The following is a 16116-nucleotide window of genomic DNA, read 5'->3' on the forward strand; positions in this document are numbered from 1 at the left end:
ATATAGCGAGCTTTCAATCACTATCAAGCATTGGTGTGCAACAGCTTTCGCACGCAGCGGCTAGGGTCTGTCCAACCGAATCGATCGACGAACGGAGGCCGCGGATGTCCCGCGACGCCCGCTGGAAGTCCCTCCTGGAGCTGCTCGTCGAGCGCGGCCGCCTCGACGTCGAGGACGCCGCGGGCGAACTGGGCGTCTCCGCCGCGACGATCCGGCGCGACTTCGACCAGCTCGCGGAGCAGCAGATGCTGGTGCGCACGCGCGGCGGCGCCGTCGTGCACGGCGTCAGTTACGAACTCCCGCTGCGCTACAAGACGGCGCTCGGCGCCGCCGAGAAGCAGCGCATCGCCAAGGCCGTCGCCGAACTCCTCACTCCCGGCGAGGCCGTGGGCCTGACCGGCGGCACGACGACGACGGAGGTGGCGCGGGCCCTCGCCGTCCGCCCGGACTTCGCCTCGGGCACCCCCGCCCTCACGATCGTCACGAACGCGCTGAACATCGCCAACGAGCTTGCCGTGCGGCCCCAGTTCAAGATCGTGCTGACCGGCGGGGTCGCGCGTCCGCAGTCGTACGAGCTCATCGGCCCGCTGGCCGACGGGGTGCTCGGCCAGATCACGCTGGACACGGCGGTGCTCGGCGTCGTCGGCCTCGACGTCACCCACGGCGCGTCCGCGCACGACGAGGCGGAGGCCGCGATCAACCGGCTGCTGTGCGAGCGGGCCGAGCGGGTGGTGGTCGCGGCCGACTCCAGCAAGCTGGGCCACCGGGCGTTCGCGCGGATCTGCGACGTGGAGCAGGTCGACATCCTCGTCACGGACGCGGCGGCCGACAAGGAGACCCTGGCGCGGTTCGAGGAGGCGGGGGTCCAGGTCGTCGCGGTCTGACCCCGAGCGACACCGAAGGCGCGCGGAGCCCATGCCCCGCGCGCCTTTCGCATGCCCCGGTCCCTGCCGCGAGGCCCGGCACCGACCCCCTTGTCCCGAACGGACCGCGGCCTCTACCCTGACTTTGTGCCGCTACTAAACAAACTCGGGACCGTCAGCGCCGACGGCCCGCACGCCCCGTCCCTGAGCCGACTTCGCCTCGCCCTCACCGTCTTCTTCGCCCTCGACGGCTTCGTCTTCGCGGGCTGGGTCGTGCGCATCCCCGCCATCAAGGAGCAGACGGGGGCGTCCGCGAGCGCCCTCGGGCTCGCCCTGCTCGGGGTCTCCGCGGGCGCCGTCGTCACGATGATGCTGACGGGCGGCCTGTGCCGCAGTCTTGGCAGCCACAAGGTCACGGTGGCCTGCGGCGTCCTGCTCCCGCTCACCGTCGCGCTGCCGCCGCTCACGCACTCCCCCCTCACGCTCGGCCTGGTACTGCTCGTCTTCGGAGCGGCGTACGGCGGGATCAACGTGGCGATGAACAGCGCGGCCGTCGACCTCGTCGCGGCGCTCGGCCGGCCCGTCATGCCGAGCTTCCACGCCGCGTTCAGCCTGGGCGGCATGGTGGGTTCGGGCCTCGGCGGCCTGGTCGCGGGGCACCTGACCCCCACCCGGCACCTGCTGGCGATCACGGTCATCGGCCTCGTGGTCACCGCGGCGGCCGCCCCGACGCTGCTGCGCACACCGTCCCCGCGCCCTCCGGAACGTATACGGAGGCAGGACGCACCGCGCGGCCCCGGCCGGGGATCGCGCGCCCTGGTCCTCGTGTTCGGACTCATCGCGCTGTGCACGGCGTACGGCGAAGGCGCGCTCGCCGACTGGAGCGCGCTGCACCTGGAGCAGGACCTGCACGCGCACCCCGGCGTCGCGGCGGCCAGCTACTCGTGCTTCGCCTTCGCCATGACGATCGGCCGGCTCTCCGGCACGGCCCTGCTCGAACGGCTGGGCAGGACACGGACGTTGGTGTACGGCGGGGCGACCGGCGCGGTCGGCATGCTCCTCGGCTCGCTCGCCCCGTCGGTGGGGCTCACCCTGGCCGGGTTCGCGATCACCGGGCTCGGCCTGGCGAACATCTTCCCCGTCGCGGTCGAACGGGCCGGCGCGCTCGCGGGCCCCACCGGCGTCGCCGCCGCGTCCACCCTCGGCTACGGCGGCATGCTGCTCGGGCCGCCCGCGATCGGCTTCATGGCGGACTGGTTCTCCCTGCCCGCGGCGCTGACGAGCGTGGCGCTGCTCGCGGCGGTGGCGGCGACGATCGGCTTCGCCACGCGTCGCGCGGCCACCATCTGAAACTCGGCGGCCGTCCGCGCCCCGACCATGCACACTCTCCTCCATGGATATCGCCGAGCACATCGAAATCGTGGACGTGGAGGGCCGGTTGCTCGCCGACGCGGCCGAGGAGGCGGGGCCCGACGCCAAGGTGGCGACCTGTCCGGACTGGCAGGTGCGCCACCTGCTGCGCCACCAGGGCGCGGTGCACCGCTGGGCAGCCTCGTACGTGGCCGAGGGCCACACGGCGCGCAGGCCCTTGACGGAGCCGGCCGGTCTTGACGGGGACGCCCTGCTGGACTGGTACCGGGAGGGACACCGCCTGCTCGTCGACACGTTGACAGGGGCGAGCCCCGACGTGGAGTGCTGGGCGTTCATGGCCGCGCCCTCACCGCTCGCGTTCTGGGCGCGACGTCAGGCGCACGAGACGACCGTGCACCGGGTGGACGCGCAGTCGGCACTGACCCGGCCGCCCGGCGACGAACCGGGGCCGATCACCGAGGAGTTCGCGGTGGACGGGATCGACGAGCTGCTCACCGGTTTCCACGCGCGGGAACGCAGCCGGGTGCGCGTGACGGAGCCGCGCGTCCTGCGGGTGCGGGCGACGGACGCGGACGTGACGTGGACCGTGCGTCTCACCCAGGACCCGCCCGCGGCCGCGCGCGGGGGCACGGAGGCCGAGGCCGACTGCGAGGTGTCGGGCCCGGCCGCGCGGCTGTACCTGGCGCTGTGGAACCGGCTGCCGCTCCCGGACGTGACCGGTGACACCGCGCTCGCCGAGCTGTGGCGGCGGACGTCGGGGGTCTGACCCCGGCGCGCACCCGACTCAGTGCTCGCCGGACTCCAGCATCCGGCCGAGCACGGCCCGCTGCAGGGGCCGCACCTCACTGTGCAGGTCGCGGCCCTTCTGCGTGACGCACACCCGCACCCCGCGCCGGTCCTCGCTGCACATGCCGCGCTCCACGAGCCCGTCCTTCTCGAGGCGTCCGATGAGACGCGACAGGGCGCTCTGGCTCAGATGGACCTGCGCGGCGATCTCCTGCACGCGGAAGCCGGACGTGCCGTCCTCCGCGGAGCCCTCGGCGAGTACGTCGAGCACTTCGAAGTCGCTGGCGCCCAGGCCGTGTTGATGCAGCTCGCGGTCGAGCTCGCACATCGTGCGCGCGTGCACCGCGAGGATGTCCCGCCACTGGTCGACGAGGCCCGCTGCGGCCTTCGTCTCCGACTTCTGTCCCGCCATGACCGCACGGTAGCAGAAAAGAAGCCGTTTGTTGCATCGGAATTAAATGCACTTGCAGTCAATGCATGTGCATGTACTCTGCTCCGCATGACCTCTCCGCTCTCCACCGCTCCGTCCTCGGCCGAGGCGTCCCAGGAGCACTGGTCCCCCCGTCTGTGGGGGACCCTGCTCGTGCTCTGCGCCGCGATGTTCCTCGACGCGCTCGACGTCTCGATGGTCGGCGTCGCCCTGCCCTCGATCGGTTCGGAACTGGACCTGTCGACGTCGACGCTGCAATGGGTCGTCAGCGGCTACATCCTCGGCTACGGCGGCCTGTTGCTCCTCGGCGGCCGCGCCGCGGACCTGCTCGGGCGGCGCCGCGTCTTCCTGATCGCCCTCGGCGTCTTCGCCCTCGCCTCGCTGCTCGGCGGGCTCGTCGACTCGGGCCCGCTGCTCATCGCGAGCCGCTTCATCAAGGGGCTCAGCGCCGCGTTCACCGCGCCCGCGGGCCTGTCCATCATCACGACCACGTTCGCCGAGGGCCCGGTCCGCAACCGCGCCCTGTCCATCTACACCACCTGCGCCGCCACCGGCTTCTCCATGGGCCTCGTCCTGTCGGGCCTGCTCACCGAGGCCAGCTGGCGCCTGACGATGCTGCTGCCCGCGCCGATCGCCGTGATCGCGCTGCTGCTCGGCCTCAAGCTGATCCCGCACAGCGCCAAGGAGGAGAACCACCGCGGCTACGACATCCCCGGCGCCATCACCGGCACCCTGTCGATGCTGCTCCTCGTCTTCACCGTGGTGCAGGCCCCCGAGGCCGGCTGGGGATCGGCGCGCACCCTGCTCTCGTTCCTGGCGGTCGCCGTCCTGCTCGCCGTGTTCATCCGCATCGAGCGCCGCTCGGCGGGACCGCTGATCCGGCTCGGCGTGCTGCGCTCCGGCTCGCAGATCCGCGCCCAGCTCGGGGCGATGACGTTCTTCGGCAGCTACGTCAGCTTCCAGTTCCTCGCGACGCTCTACCTGCAGTCGCTGCTCGGCTGGTCGGCACTGAGCATGGCGCTCGCCTTCCTTCCGGCGGGTGCGCTCGTGGCCCTGTCGTCCACGAAGGTCGGCGCGATCGTGGACCGCTTCGGCACGCCCCGCGTGATCGCGGTCGGCTTCGCCCTCATGGTGCTCGGCTACGCGCTGTTCCTGCGCATCAACCTCGACCCGGTCTACGCCGCCGTCATCCTGCCGACGATGCTGCTGATCGGCGCGGCCTGCGCCCTGGTCTTCCCCTCGCTCAACATCCAGGCCACGAACGGGGTGCACGACGACGAGCAGGGCATGGTCTCCGGTCTGCTCAACACGTCCGTGCAGGTCGGCGGCGCGATCTTCCTCGCGATCGTGACGGCGGTCGTCACCGCGAACGCACCGGAGGGCGCCTCGCCGCAGGAGGTCCTGGACAGCTTCCGCCCGGGCCTGGTGGTGGTCACCGCGGTCGCCCTGGCGGGCCTGCTGATCACCCTCACCGGCCTGCGCACCCGTCGTACGCAGGAAACGATCGTGGTCGTGAAGTCCGTACAGGAAGAGGCCGACGAGGAGCGGCTCGCGCTGCGGGACTGAGCGCGGCCGGATTCGGGGGACGGGGTCCGCGGGCGGCACGACCGCCCGCGGGCCCCGCGCGTCAGCCCAGCCAGCCGGGTCGTACGAGACCCGACTCGTAGGCGAGCACGACCAGTTGGGCCCGGTCGCGGGCGCCCAGTTTGACCATCGTGCGGCTCACGTGGGTCTTGGCGGTCAGCGGGCTGACCACCAGGCGGCGGGCGATCTCCTCGTTGGACAGGCCGATGCCGACGAGCGCCATCACCTCCCGCTCCCGCTCGGTCAGTTCGGACAGCGACGCGGCGGCCGCGGGCTCCTTGGAACGGGCCGCGAACTCGCCGATCAGCCGCCGCGTGACCCCCGGGGACAGCAGCGCGTCCCCGTGCACCACGGCCCGTACGGCGCGCAGCAGTTCCTCCGGCTCGGTGTCCTTGACGAGGAACCCGGACGCTCCCGAGCGGATCGCCTCGAAGACGTACTCGTCGAGCTCGAACGTGGTGAGCATGACCACCTTCACCGCCGCCAGGTCCGCGTCCTCACCGATCCGCCGGGTCGCCGCGAGCCCGTCGAGCAGCGGCATACGGATGTCCATGAGGACGACGTCGGGCCGCAGTTCGCGCACCTTGCGCACCGCTTCCTCGCCGTCGGCGGCCTCGCCCGCGACCTCGATGTCGCTCTGCGCGTCGAGCAGGGCCTTGAACCCGGCGCGGACGAGCGACTGGTCGTCGGCGAGCAGTACGCGGATCAACGGAGCCTCCTGGCGGGTCAGGCGGACGGGGCCGTGGTGAGCGGCAGTTCGGCGACGACCCGGAAGCCGCCGCCGGGGCGCGGGCCCGCGTCGATCGTGCCATCGAGGGCGGCGGCACGCTCGCGCATTCCGGCGAGTCCGTTGCCGCTGCCACCCGCCTCGGCATGGCTCGCGGGCCCTTCGTCGTCGATGGTGAGCGTCAACAGGCCGGTTCCGTACCGGAGTTGCACCTGCGCCCGGCGCGACTCCGAGTGCCGTACGACATTGGTGAGCGCCTCCTGCACGATCCGGAACGCGGCCAGGTCGGCGCCCGGCGGCAGCGCCCGCCGCGTGCCCTCCGTGGTCACGTCGACGGTGAGACCGGCCCCGGCCGCCTGCTCCAGGAGCTCCGGGAGACGGTCGAGTCCGGGCGCCGGTGCCCGCGGCGCGTCACCGGGGGCGCGCAGCGTGTCGAGGACCTGCCGCACCTCCCCCAGCGCCTCCTTGCTGGCGGACTTGATGGTGGTCAGCGCGGTCCTCGCCTGCTCCGGGTCCGAGTCGAGCAGGGCCAGGCCGACGCCCGCCTGCACATTGATCACGGAGATGGAGTGGGCCAGGACGTCGTGCAGTTCGCGGGCGATGCGCAGCCGCTCCTCGTCCGCCCGGCGCCGCGCCGCCTGCTCCCGCTCGGCGCGCGCCTGCTGCCACTGCTCGCGGCGCACCCGGGCCAGCTCGGCGACGGCGACCACGGCCAGCACCCAGGCCGCGACGAACCCCTCCTGCCCCCACGACCCCGGCCCGTCCCCCGACGGCGGCAGATACCGGTACAGCCAGTGCGCCACGAGGACGTGCCCGGCCCAGAAGAGCCCGACGGCGGTCCACGCGGCGTACCGGTGCCCGGCGACGATCGCCGCGAAGCAGCCGAGCGCGACCAGCAGGAAGACCGGCCCGTACGGATAGCCGCCGCCCAGGTACACCAGGACGCACAGCGCGGTGCCGAAGACGACCGCGACCGGGTGGCGGTGCCGCCACAGCAGCAGCACGCCGCCCGCGATGAGCAGCAGCCGGGCGAAGACGTCCAGACCGGCGCGGTCATCGGTCTGCCCGTGCGCGGCGAAGGTCGAACCGACCAGGACGAACGCGGTCACGAACAGGGTGGAGCGCCAGGGCAGCCGGCCCTCGCGCTCGCCGGTCCATCCCGCGGGCCCCTGGTTCCACCACGGCGGACCCTGCCGCATCCAGGGTGGTCCCCACGCCCGGGCCGGCCGCCCGTCGCGTCCTCGCTGCTCGTCCATGCCGCCACGCTAAGGGGCACCGGCCGCCGCGGGCGTCAGCCGGGCGAGGTGATCACACGTACTCCCCGGGGAGTACGCCGGTGGGGCGGCGGGCCGGGGCGGGCCGAGCCGGGTCAGGGCCCGGTTACCGCACCAGGCCGACCCCGTGGGCGAGTTGACCGGCGGCGTGCGTGAAGAAGGCCGCCCGGTCCTGGACGACCCGGGTGAACTGGCCGAACAGCTCGAATCCGACGAGCCCGAACAGCTGCGCCCAGGCGGCGACGAGCGCGGCCGCGACCTCCGGCGGCAGATCGGGCGCGATGTCGGCGGACATGCGCTCCGCCTCGGCGCGGACCCCGGGCGACAGCGGCGGCAGGGACACGCCCTTGCCCTCGTAGGCGTCGCGGACGATGGCGATGAGGAGCAGGCCGATCCGGGACGCCGAGGGAACGGTGGTCATCGGCGCGGTGTAGCCGGGCACCGGCGAGCCGTAGATCAGGGCGTACTCGTGCGGGTGCGCCAGCGCCCAGGCGCGCACGGCCTGGCACACCGCGACCCAGCGGCCGGCGGGCGTCGGCTCCTCGCCCACCTCGCGGAACGCGGCGTCGGCCGCCTCACCGGCCGCGCCCAGCGAGTCGTACGCGTCGATGATCAGGGCCGTCAACAGCTCGTCGCGGCTGGGGAAGTAGCGGTACAGGGCGGAGGAGACCATGCCGAGCTCGCGGGCGACGGCGCGCAGGGAGAGCTTGGCGGCACCGTCGGCGGCGAGCTGTCTGCGGGCCTCGTCCTTGATGGCGGCGGTGACCTCCTGCCGGGCGCGGGCGCGGGCTCCCTGCGTGGCGGCGCGTGGGGGGGTGCTGCGGCTCGTACTCATGCGGTCCAGTGTGGCACGGCGGCAGAGCACCGCCCACGGTTCGGAGCGGTGCACAAAAAAGAGAGCACTGCTCTTGCAGTGGATCACCGATCCACGGCAGACTGCTCTCAAGCGAGAGCACCGCTCTCACACTTCCTGGAGGACCTGATGTCCGCGTCCGCACACGTTCAGAAGCCCGGCTGGTTCACGGTCAACGTCATGAACCGGTTCGTGTCGTGGCTGACCCGTCGGGGCCTCAGCATCTGGGGCTCCAGGGTGCTGGCCGTCCGCGGCCGCAAGAGCGGCGAGTGGCGCACCACCCCGGTCAACCTCCTGACGGTCGACGGCCGGTCGTACCTCGTCGCACCCCGCGGACACGTGCAGTGGACCCACAACATGCGGGCCGCGGGCGGCGGCGAGCTGCGCCTCGGCAAGCGGGCCGACGCGTTCACCGCCACCGAGGTCACCGACGACGACAAGCCCGCCCTGCTGCGCGCCTACCTCAAGCGCTGGAAGGCGGAGGTCGGCGTGTTCTTCAACGGGGTGGGCCCGGACTCCTCCGACGAGGAACTGCGCCGCATCGCCCCCGACCACCCCGTCTTCCAGATCACGCTCAAGGACTGACCGCCCCCGGCGCCCTCAGTGGTCGAGCCGCGACAGCGCCCGTCCCGCCATGGGATGCGTCCGCACCAGTTCACCCAGGGACGACGAGCCACGGGTGATCCGCGCGAACGCGTTCCACGCCGGCCTGAAGCCCGTGATCGCCGCGTGCAGCAGGCCCGGGCGCCGCTCGAAGACGGTCAGCATCCGCTTGCCGACGGCCATTTCGACACCGAGGCCCGCCTTGATGGCGAACGCGTAGTTGAGCGCCTGGCGGCGGGCGTCCACCGCGTCGTGCGACTCGGAGATGCGCACCGCCCACTCCCCCGCGAGGCGGCCCGAGCGCAGCGCGAACGAGATGCCCTCGCGGGTCCACGGCTCGAGCAGACCGGCCGCGTCGCCGCAGACCAGGACCCGGCCGCGCGACAGGGGCGAGTCGTCGGCGCGGCAGCGCGTCAGGTGCCCGGAGGAGATCGACGGCTCGAACCCGGCGAGGCCGAGCCGCCCGATGAAGTCCTCCAAGTACCGCTTGGTGGCGGCTCCTTCGCCGCGGGCCGAGATCACCCCGACGGTGAGGGTGTCGTCCTTGGGGAAGACCCAGCCGTAACTGCCGGGCATCGGGCCCCAGTCGATGAGGACGCGGCCGCGCCAGTCGTCGGCGACCTCCTCGGGGACCGGGATCTCCGCCTCCAGGCCCAGGTCGACCTGGTCGAGCTTGACCCCGACGTGGGCTCCTATGCGGCTGGCGCTGCCGTCGGCGCCGACCACGGCCCGCGCGAGCACCGTCTCACCGTCCTGCAGGACGACCGCGACCGTGCGCCGGTCGGGCACCGTCGAGCCGTGCTGCTCGACCCGCGAGACCGTGACGCCCGTGCGCAGTTCGGCACCGGCCTTCTGCGCGTGCTCGACGAGCTGCGCGTCGAACTCGGGCCGGTTGATGAGCCCGAACAGCATGGTGCGTGAGCGTCGCGTCCGCGCGTACTTGCCGTTCAGGGAGAACGTCACCGCGTTGATCCGGTCCTTGAGCGGCAGCTCGAAGCCCGGCGGCAGCGCGTCACGGGACGGGCCGATGATGCCGCCGCCACACGTCTTGTAGCGCGGCAGCTCCGCCTTCTCCAGGAGCAGGACGCTGCGCCCGGCGACCGCGGCCGCGTACGCGGCGGACGCCCCCGCGGGTCCCGCGCCGACCACGACGACGTCCCACACCTCCATGGCCCGCTCGTCGTCCATCTCGTTGCCGCCCGCCGAGTTCTCGCTGCTCACGATGGTCTGCTGCTCCCGAATCGCCCATCTGGACATGCCTGCCGCACCTTGTTCCAGGCATCCTACGGCGGGCGGTGCCGTGACCCTCTGTGGGAGGATCATCCGCACACCCTGCACAACGTCGCACCCACGAGGAGCGTGCCCATGTCGCCGCATCCGATCGCCGAGACCGTCGCTTCGCTCATGCCGAAGGCCAAGGCGGAGCTGACCGAGCTGGTCGCCTTCACATCGGTGGCGGACTTCGACCAGTACCCGAAGAGCGAGAGCGAGGGCGCCGCGAACTGGGTCGCCGACGCGCTGCGCGCCGAGGGCTTCCAGGACGTCGCGCTCCTCGACACCCCGGACGGGACGCAGTCGGTCTACGGCTACCTGCCCGGCCCGGCGGGCGCGCCGACAGTGCTGCTCTACGCGCACTACGACGTACAGCCCCCGCTGGACGAGGAGGCGTGGGTGACGCCCCCGTTCGAGCTGACCGAGCGTGCGGACGGCCGCTGGTACGGGCGCGGCGCCGCCGACTGCAAGGGCGGCGTGCTGCTGCACCTCCTCGCGATCCGCGCACTGAAGGCGAACGGCGGCGTGCCGGTCAACGTCAAGGTGATCGCCGAGGGTTCCGAGGAGATGGGCACCGGCGGCCTCGAGCGCTACGCCGAGCAGCACCCCGAGCTGCTCACCGCCGACACGATCGTCATCGGTGACGCGGGCAACTTCCAGTGCGGTCTGCCCACCGCGACGGCGACGCTGCGCGGCATGACCATGGTCCGCGTCCAGATCGACACCCTCGAAGGCAATCTGCACTCCGGGCAGTTCGGCGGGGCCGCGCCGGACGCACTGGCCGCCCTGGTGCGCGTACTGGACTCGCTGCGTGCGGCGGACGGCTCGACGACCGTCGACGGGCTCGGCGAGAGTGCGGCGTGGGACGGTCTGCAGTACGAGGAGGACGCGTTCCGCAAGGACGCCAAGGTCCTCGACGGCGTGGAGCTCATCGGCTCGGGCACGGTCGCCGACCGCATCTGGGCCCGGCCCGCCGTCACGGTCCTCGGCATCGACTGCCCGCCGGTCGTCGGCGCGACGCCGTCCGTGCAGGCCGGCGCCCGCGCGCTGATCAGCCTGCGCGTGCCGCCGGGCACGGACGCCGCCGAGGCGACGAAGCTCCTGATGGCGCACATCGAGGCGCACACGCCGTGGGGCGCCCGCGTCCAGGTCGAGCAGGTCGGCCAGGGCCAGCCGTTCCGTGCGGACACCTCGAGCCCCGCGTACGGCGCGCTCGCGGAGGCGATGCGCGAGGCCTACGACGGGCAGGACATGCAGTACGCGGGCCAGGGCGGCTCGATCCCGCTGTGCAACACGCTCGCCTCGCTCTACCCGCAGGCGGAGATCCTGCTGATCGGCCTGAGCGAGCCGGACGCGCAGATCCACGCGGTCAACGAGTCGGTGTCTCCCGAGGAGTTGGAGCGTCTGTCGGTGGCCGAGGCGCTGTTCCTGCAGAAGTACGCCGCAGCCAAGTAGGGCACCGAGCAAGGGGTCGGCTCTCTGCCGAGGGCCAAGTCGTACGTCGTCGTGTCCGCGCCCGTCCTACGGTCGCGGCATGACGACGACGTACGCACCCACCGCTCTCATCGACCTCACGCCGCGGCTGCGGCTTGTGCGTTTCCCCGTCGGTCAGGCCTGTCTCTGGCGCGACGGGGCCGAGTTGACGCTGATCGACGCGGGCGCGCCCGGGGCGGGGCAGCCGATCGCCGATGCCGTACGCGACTGGGGGCACTCCCCCGAGGACGTACGGCGGATCGTGCTGACGCACTTCCACGAGGACCACGCGGGCGGCGCGGGCGAGTTCGCGCGGCTCAGTGGGGCCGCGGTGTACGCGCACGCGCTCGACGCTCCGTTCGTGCGGGGCGAGGAGACGGGTCCCGCGCCCGTGTACGAGGACTGGGAGCGGCCGATCCACGCGCAGGCCCTCGCCCAGTTGCCGCCGACGCCGGACCATCCCGTACTCCCGGACGCCGTGAGGGAGTTGACGGACGGGGACGTCCTGGGCTTCGGGGGCGGTGCGCGGATCGTCGGCGCCCCGGGGCACACCGACGGGTCGCTCGCGGTCCACCTCCCCGAGCACGGCGTGCTATTCACGGGTGACGCGGTGGCGGCCTCGCCGCTCGACGGCCAGGTGATGCTCGGGGTGTTCAATCTGGACCGCGCCCGCGCCGTCGCCTCCTTCCACCGGCTCGCCGCACTCGACAGTGACGTGGCGTGCTTCGGGCACGGCGACCCGGTGGTGGGCGGCGCCGCGACGGCCCTGCGCGCGGCCGCGGCTGCCTACGAACTCGGCTAGCCCTCACAGGAGTTGGACGGCCTCGGCGTAGTGGCAGGCGACCGGTGCGCCGGTGCCGCGGTCGGTCAGCTCCGGGACCTGCTCGACGCAGGACGTGCGCTCGCTCTCGGTGAGCTGATGGGCGAACTTGGGGCAACGGGTGCGGAAGCGGCAGCCGCTGGGCGGGCGGATCGGGCTCGGTACGTCCCCCTCGACGGTGATGCGGCGGCGGGCCCGCTCCTTGCGCGGATCGGGCAGCGGGATCGCGGAGATCAGCGCCTGCGTGTAGGGGTGGGCGGGGTGCTCGAACAGTTGCCGCGTCGGGGCGATCTCCACGATCCGGCCGAGGTACATCACGGCGACGCGGTGGGCGACGTGCCGCATCACGGAGAGGTCGTGCGCCACGAACAGGAAGGACAGGCCGAGTTCGGACTGCAGGTCCATCAGGAGGTTGAGGACGCCGGCCTGGATGGAGACGTCGAGGGCGGAGACCGGTTCGTCGAGGACGACGACCTTCGGGCGCAGGGCCAACGCCCGTGCGATGCCGATGCGTTGGCGCTGGCCGCCGGAGAACTCGTGGGCGAAGCGGTTGCCGTGCTCCGGGTTGAGCCCGACCAGACGCAGCAGCTCGCGCACCTCGGCCCGCCCTGCGTCGTCGTAGCGGCCGTGAATGCGCAGCGGCTCGGCGACGATCTCCTGGACGGTGACCCGCGGGTCGAGCGAGGCGTACGGGTCCTGGAAGACGATCTGCAACTCCTTGCGCAGGGGCCGCATCTGACGACGGCTCAACTCCGTGAGCTCGCGCCCCATATAGCTGACGGTGCCCGACGTGGCCCGCTCCAGGTTGAGCAGGGTGCGGGCCGTCGTCGTCTTGCCGGAGCCCGACTCCCCGACGAGGCCGAGGGTTTCGTCGGCGTGCAGCTCGAAGGAGACACCGCAGACGGCGTGCACGTCGCCGATGCGGCGGCGGACGACGCCGCGCGAGTGCACGGGGAAGTGCTTGACGAGGTCACGGACCTTCAGGACGGGTTCGCCCTGCGCGCTCATACGGAGTCCTCCGGGTGGGATGTCGGCGGCTCGTCGGCCGTGAGCCGGGCCAGCGCCGCGGCGTCGGCGCCGTCCGCGGCGAACACCTCGTCGGCCGCGGTGTCGACGAGCCGGTCGGCGAAGTGGCAGGCGCTGCGGTGCTCGGGCGCGCCCGTCATGCGCAGCGCCGGCTCGTCGTGGTCGCACACGTCCTCGCGCATCGGGCAGCGGGGCGCGAACGGACAGCCGGGCGGCAGGCTCAGCAGCGACGGCGGGGAGCCGGTGATCGGGGTGAGGCGATCCTCCTCCCGGTCCATCCGGGGCAGCGAGCCGAGCAGGCCGAGGGTGTACGGCATGCGCGGCGCGTAGAAGATCTCCTCGACGGAGCCGGTCTCCACGATCCGGCCCGCGTACATGACGGCCACGCGGTCGGTGTGCCCGGCGACGACGCCGAGGTCGTGGGTGATGAGGACGAGGGCCGCGTCGGTCTCGGCGCGTGCCGTCTCCAGGGCCTCGAGGATCTGGGCCTGCACGGTGACGTCGAGGGCGGTGGTGGGTTCGTCGGCGATGATGACGGCCGGGTCGTTGGACATGCCGATGGCGATGACCACGCGCTGGCGCATGCCGCCGGACAGTTCGTGCGGGTAGTTGTCGACGCGCCGCTCCGGGGACGGGATGCCGACGATGCCGAGCAGTTCGATCGCCCGGTCGCGCGCCGCCCTCTTGGACAGGTCCGGCTGGTGGCGCAGCAGCCCCTCCTCGATCTGGTGGCCGATGGTGTACACGGGGTTCAGGGACGTCATCGGGTCCTGGAAGATCATGGCGATGCCGCTGCCGCGGACGTCGGACAGGCCCGCGTCGCTCAGCCCGAGCAGTTCCGCGCCCTGGAACCGTACGGAGCCGTGCACCCGGGCGGTCGGCGGCAACAGCCCCATCAAGGCGAGCGCGGTCACCGACTTGCCGGAGCCCGACTCGCCGACGATGCCGAGCGATTCGCCCCGCTCCAGGCGGTACGACACCCCGCGCACCGCCCGGACGATACCGTCCTCGGTGGGGAACTCCACCTGGAGCGCGTCGACTTCGAGGACGGTCTCCTCCGTGGGACGCACCAGTTCGGCGCGGCCCGGGCCCCCTTTGCCGGACAAGGTCATTGGCGCACCCTCTGCTGTCGTGGGTCGAACGCGTCGCGCAACCCGTCACCGATGAAGTTGATGGTCAGCGCGATCGCGATGATGAACGCGCCGGGTATGTAGAACAGCCACGGCCGCGTGTCGACGGCCGTCTGTGCCTGCGAGACGAGCAGGCCGAGCGAGGTGTCGGGCGGCTGGACGCCGAAGCCGAGGAACGACAGGGCCGTCTCGGTGAGGATGCCGGTGGCGACGAGGACGGTGGCGTTGACGATGATCGGGCCGAGCGCGTTGGGCAGCAGGTGCCGGAAGATGATCCGCGTGTCCGACGCGCCGAGCGCCCGCGCCGCCTCGATGAACTCCTTCTCGCGCAGCGAGAGCACCGTGGAGCGCACCACGCGCGAGACGTACGCCCAGGTGAGTCCGGCGACGACGATCGCGATCCAGTACCAACTGCCGCCGCTGCGCGAGGAGATGACGAGTGCGATCGCCAGCAGGGGCAGGGTGAGGATCAGATCGGAGATGCGCATCATCACCGCGTCGACGATGCCCCGGTAGAACCCGGCGATGGCACCCCAGACGGCGCCGAGCACCGTGGACCCGAGCGCGATCATGATGGCGACCTTCAGCGAGGTCTGGGTGCCGCGCATCACCTGGGCGTACTCGTCGTAGCCCGAGGAGTTGGTGCCGAACGGGTGCTTGGCGGACGGGGACTGGGAGTTGTCGGGCGTGTACTTCTCGTACGAGTAGTGCCACAGGTGCGGCCCGATGAACGCCCACAGCACGATCAGCACGAAGATGACGAGGCTGATCATCGCGGCGCGGTGCCGCAGGAACCGGCGCAGGACCAGCTGACCCTGCGTGCGTTCCTTGATGGTGAACTCCCGGTCGGTCCGCGGGAGTTCGCCGCCCGCCGCGCCCGGGGCCTGGATGTCAGTCATAGCGGATCCTCGGGTCGAGTACGGCGTAGAGCAGGTCGGCGACGAGGTTGAAGACGATGACCACGACGGCGGACAGCAGCAGCCAGGCCATGGTCCGGTAGACGTCCACCTTGGTCACCGCGTCGACGAGCATCTCCCCCATGCCGTGCCACTGGAAGATCGTCTCCGTGATCACCACACCGCCGAGCAGCTGCGCCACGTCGAGCGCGGTGACGGTGGTGAGCGGGATGAGGGCGGTGCGCAGCGCGTGATGGGTGAGCACCTTGCCGCGGCGGATGCCCTTGGCTCGGGCGAGACGCACGTAGTCGGAGCCGAGCACCTCCAGCATCGAGGCGCGGGTGTAGCGGGTCCAGGAGGCGAACGACACCAGGGCGAGGGTGACGACCGGGAGCGTCAAGTGACCGATGCGGTCGCTGAGTTGATTGCCGAAGGTGTCGACTTCCAGGTACGGCGAGCGGTCGCCGATCGTGCCGAGGAAGGTGGAACCCGTCTGGTCGTTGGTCCAGATGCCGGCCTGCTTGAGCAGCACGGCGAACCAGAAGACGGGCATCGCGAGGAACAGGAAGCCCACGAAGGTGATGATGTAGTCGGACACGGAGTACTGCCGCACCGCGCTGTACACCCCGCACACCACGGCGAGCAGGAGTGCGAGCACCATCGCGGCGATGACCAGGATCACGGTGACGCGGAAGCGGGTGAGCAGGTCGTGCCCGATGTCCAGGTTGGGGTCGACGGAGGGGCCCCACTGGCCGTGCAGCACGCCGACGATCCAGTTCCAGTAGCGCTCGAGGATCGGCTGGTCGGCGTGGATGTGCCGGGCGAAGGAGGCGACGGCGGCCTTGCTGGGGGCGGGATTGCGGGAGGTGGCGAAGTTCGCGACGGGGTCGCCGGCGTTGACGACGACCAGGAAGACGATGAAGGTCGAGACGATCAGGACGGGGATCGAGACGAGGATGCGTCGCACCGTGTAGGCGAGCATGCAGGCTCCTCGGAGTGGGCGGGAGG

Annotated in this window: 16 protein-coding genes; 7 read left to right on the forward strand and 9 right to left on the reverse strand. The window is 72.0% G+C overall.

The window, feature by feature from the left end:
- Positions 1–104: 104 nt before the first annotated feature.
- From ACIBUY_RS36910 to ACIBUY_RS36920, 3 genes are all read left to right on the forward strand, one after another.
- Positions 105–884 (forward strand): DeoR/GlpR family DNA-binding transcription regulator, encoded by a 780-nt coding sequence (locus ACIBUY_RS36910; protein ID WP_365578179.1) that lies wholly within the window; start codon positions 105–107, stop codon positions 882–884.
- 126 nt (positions 885–1010) lie between these two features.
- On the forward strand, positions 1011–2213 hold the full coding sequence (locus ACIBUY_RS36915; protein WP_365578181.1) for an MFS transporter: 1203 nt from the start codon (positions 1011–1013) through the stop codon (positions 2211–2213).
- A 43-nt stretch (positions 2214–2256) separates the two neighbouring features.
- On the forward strand, positions 2257–3000 hold the full coding sequence (locus ACIBUY_RS36920; protein WP_399154972.1) for a maleylpyruvate isomerase family mycothiol-dependent enzyme: 744 nt from the start codon (positions 2257–2259) through the stop codon (positions 2998–3000).
- Positions 3001–3018: 18 nt separating this feature from the next.
- On the opposite strand, the gene ACIBUY_RS36925 is transcribed toward ACIBUY_RS36920, so the two are convergent.
- Positions 3019–3432, reverse strand: coding sequence for a MarR family transcriptional regulator (locus ACIBUY_RS36925; RefSeq protein WP_365578185.1), 414 nt, complete (start codon positions 3430–3432; stop codon positions 3019–3021).
- Between the two features lie 87 nt (positions 3433–3519).
- On the opposite strand from ACIBUY_RS36925, the gene ACIBUY_RS36930 reads away from it, so the two are divergent.
- Positions 3520–5016 carry an MFS transporter gene (locus ACIBUY_RS36930; RefSeq protein WP_399154973.1) on the forward strand — a complete coding sequence of 499 codons (1497 nt, stop codon included), beginning with the start codon at positions 3520–3522 and terminating at the stop codon, positions 5014–5016.
- Positions 5017–5077: 61 nt separating this feature from the next.
- On the opposite strand, the gene ACIBUY_RS36935 is transcribed toward ACIBUY_RS36930, so the two are convergent.
- The 3 genes from ACIBUY_RS36935 to ACIBUY_RS36945 form a co-directional block, all read right to left on the reverse strand.
- Positions 5078–5743 (reverse strand): response regulator transcription factor, encoded by a 666-nt coding sequence (locus ACIBUY_RS36935; protein WP_365578189.1) that lies wholly within the window; start codon positions 5741–5743, stop codon positions 5078–5080.
- A gap of 17 nt (positions 5744–5760) precedes the next feature.
- Complete coding sequence (locus ACIBUY_RS36940; protein WP_399154974.1) at positions 5761–7017, reverse strand: sensor histidine kinase; 1257 nt, start codon at positions 7015–7017, stop codon at positions 5761–5763.
- 124 nt (positions 7018–7141) lie between these two features.
- A complete protein-coding gene (locus ACIBUY_RS36945; protein ID WP_399154975.1) occupies positions 7142–7870 on the reverse strand; it encodes a TetR/AcrR family transcriptional regulator in 729 nt (242 codons plus the stop codon).
- 147 nt (positions 7871–8017) lie between these two features.
- Between ACIBUY_RS36945 and ACIBUY_RS36950 the strand changes: the two genes are divergently transcribed.
- A complete protein-coding gene (locus ACIBUY_RS36950) occupies positions 8018–8473 on the forward strand; it encodes a nitroreductase family deazaflavin-dependent oxidoreductase (protein ID WP_365578193.1) in 456 nt (151 codons plus the stop codon).
- Positions 8474–8488: 15 nt separating this feature from the next.
- On the opposite strand, the gene ACIBUY_RS36955 is transcribed toward ACIBUY_RS36950, so the two are convergent.
- Positions 8489–9748: a geranylgeranyl reductase family protein gene (locus ACIBUY_RS36955; RefSeq protein WP_365578195.1), complete on the reverse strand. Its 1260-nt coding sequence runs from the start codon at positions 9746–9748 to the stop codon at positions 8489–8491.
- Positions 9749–9856: 108 nt separating this feature from the next.
- Between ACIBUY_RS36955 and ACIBUY_RS36960 the strand changes: the two genes are divergently transcribed.
- Positions 9857–11218: a dipeptidase gene (locus tag ACIBUY_RS36960; protein ID WP_399154976.1), complete on the forward strand. Its 1362-nt coding sequence runs from the start codon at positions 9857–9859 to the stop codon at positions 11216–11218.
- Between the two features lie 79 nt (positions 11219–11297).
- Entirely contained in the window at positions 11298–12038 is a 741-nt protein-coding gene (locus tag ACIBUY_RS36965) for an MBL fold metallo-hydrolase (RefSeq protein ID WP_399154977.1), read from the forward strand.
- A gap of 3 nt (positions 12039–12041) precedes the next feature.
- Here ACIBUY_RS36965 and ACIBUY_RS36970 read toward each other — a convergent pair whose 3' ends face one another.
- The 4 genes from ACIBUY_RS36970 to ACIBUY_RS36985 are packed head-to-tail and all read right to left on the reverse strand — an operon-like array spanning position 12042 to position 16090.
- Positions 12042–13064, reverse strand: a complete 1023-nt coding sequence (locus ACIBUY_RS36970) for an oligopeptide/dipeptide ABC transporter ATP-binding protein (RefSeq protein ID WP_365578201.1) — start codon at positions 13062–13064, stop codon at positions 12042–12044.
- A complete protein-coding gene (locus tag ACIBUY_RS36975; RefSeq protein WP_399154978.1) occupies positions 13061–14194 on the reverse strand; it encodes an ABC transporter ATP-binding protein in 1134 nt (377 codons plus the stop codon). The genes ACIBUY_RS36970 and ACIBUY_RS36975 overlap by 4 nt, the downstream gene beginning before the upstream one ends.
- Positions 14191–15111, reverse strand: coding sequence for an ABC transporter permease (locus ACIBUY_RS36980; RefSeq protein WP_365578205.1), 921 nt, complete (start codon positions 15109–15111; stop codon positions 14191–14193). Before ACIBUY_RS36980 ends, ACIBUY_RS36975 begins: the two co-directional genes overlap by 4 nt.
- Positions 15104–16090 (reverse strand): ABC transporter permease, encoded by a 987-nt coding sequence (locus tag ACIBUY_RS36985; RefSeq protein WP_399154979.1) that lies wholly within the window; start codon positions 16088–16090, stop codon positions 15104–15106. The genes ACIBUY_RS36980 and ACIBUY_RS36985 overlap by 8 nt, the downstream gene beginning before the upstream one ends.
- Positions 16091–16116: the final 26 nt, after the last annotated feature.

The organism is Streptomyces sp. NPDC050085 (genome assembly GCF_044460595.1).
In the GTDB taxonomy this organism is placed as follows: Bacteria; Actinomycetota; Actinomycetes; order Streptomycetales; family Streptomycetaceae; genus Streptomyces.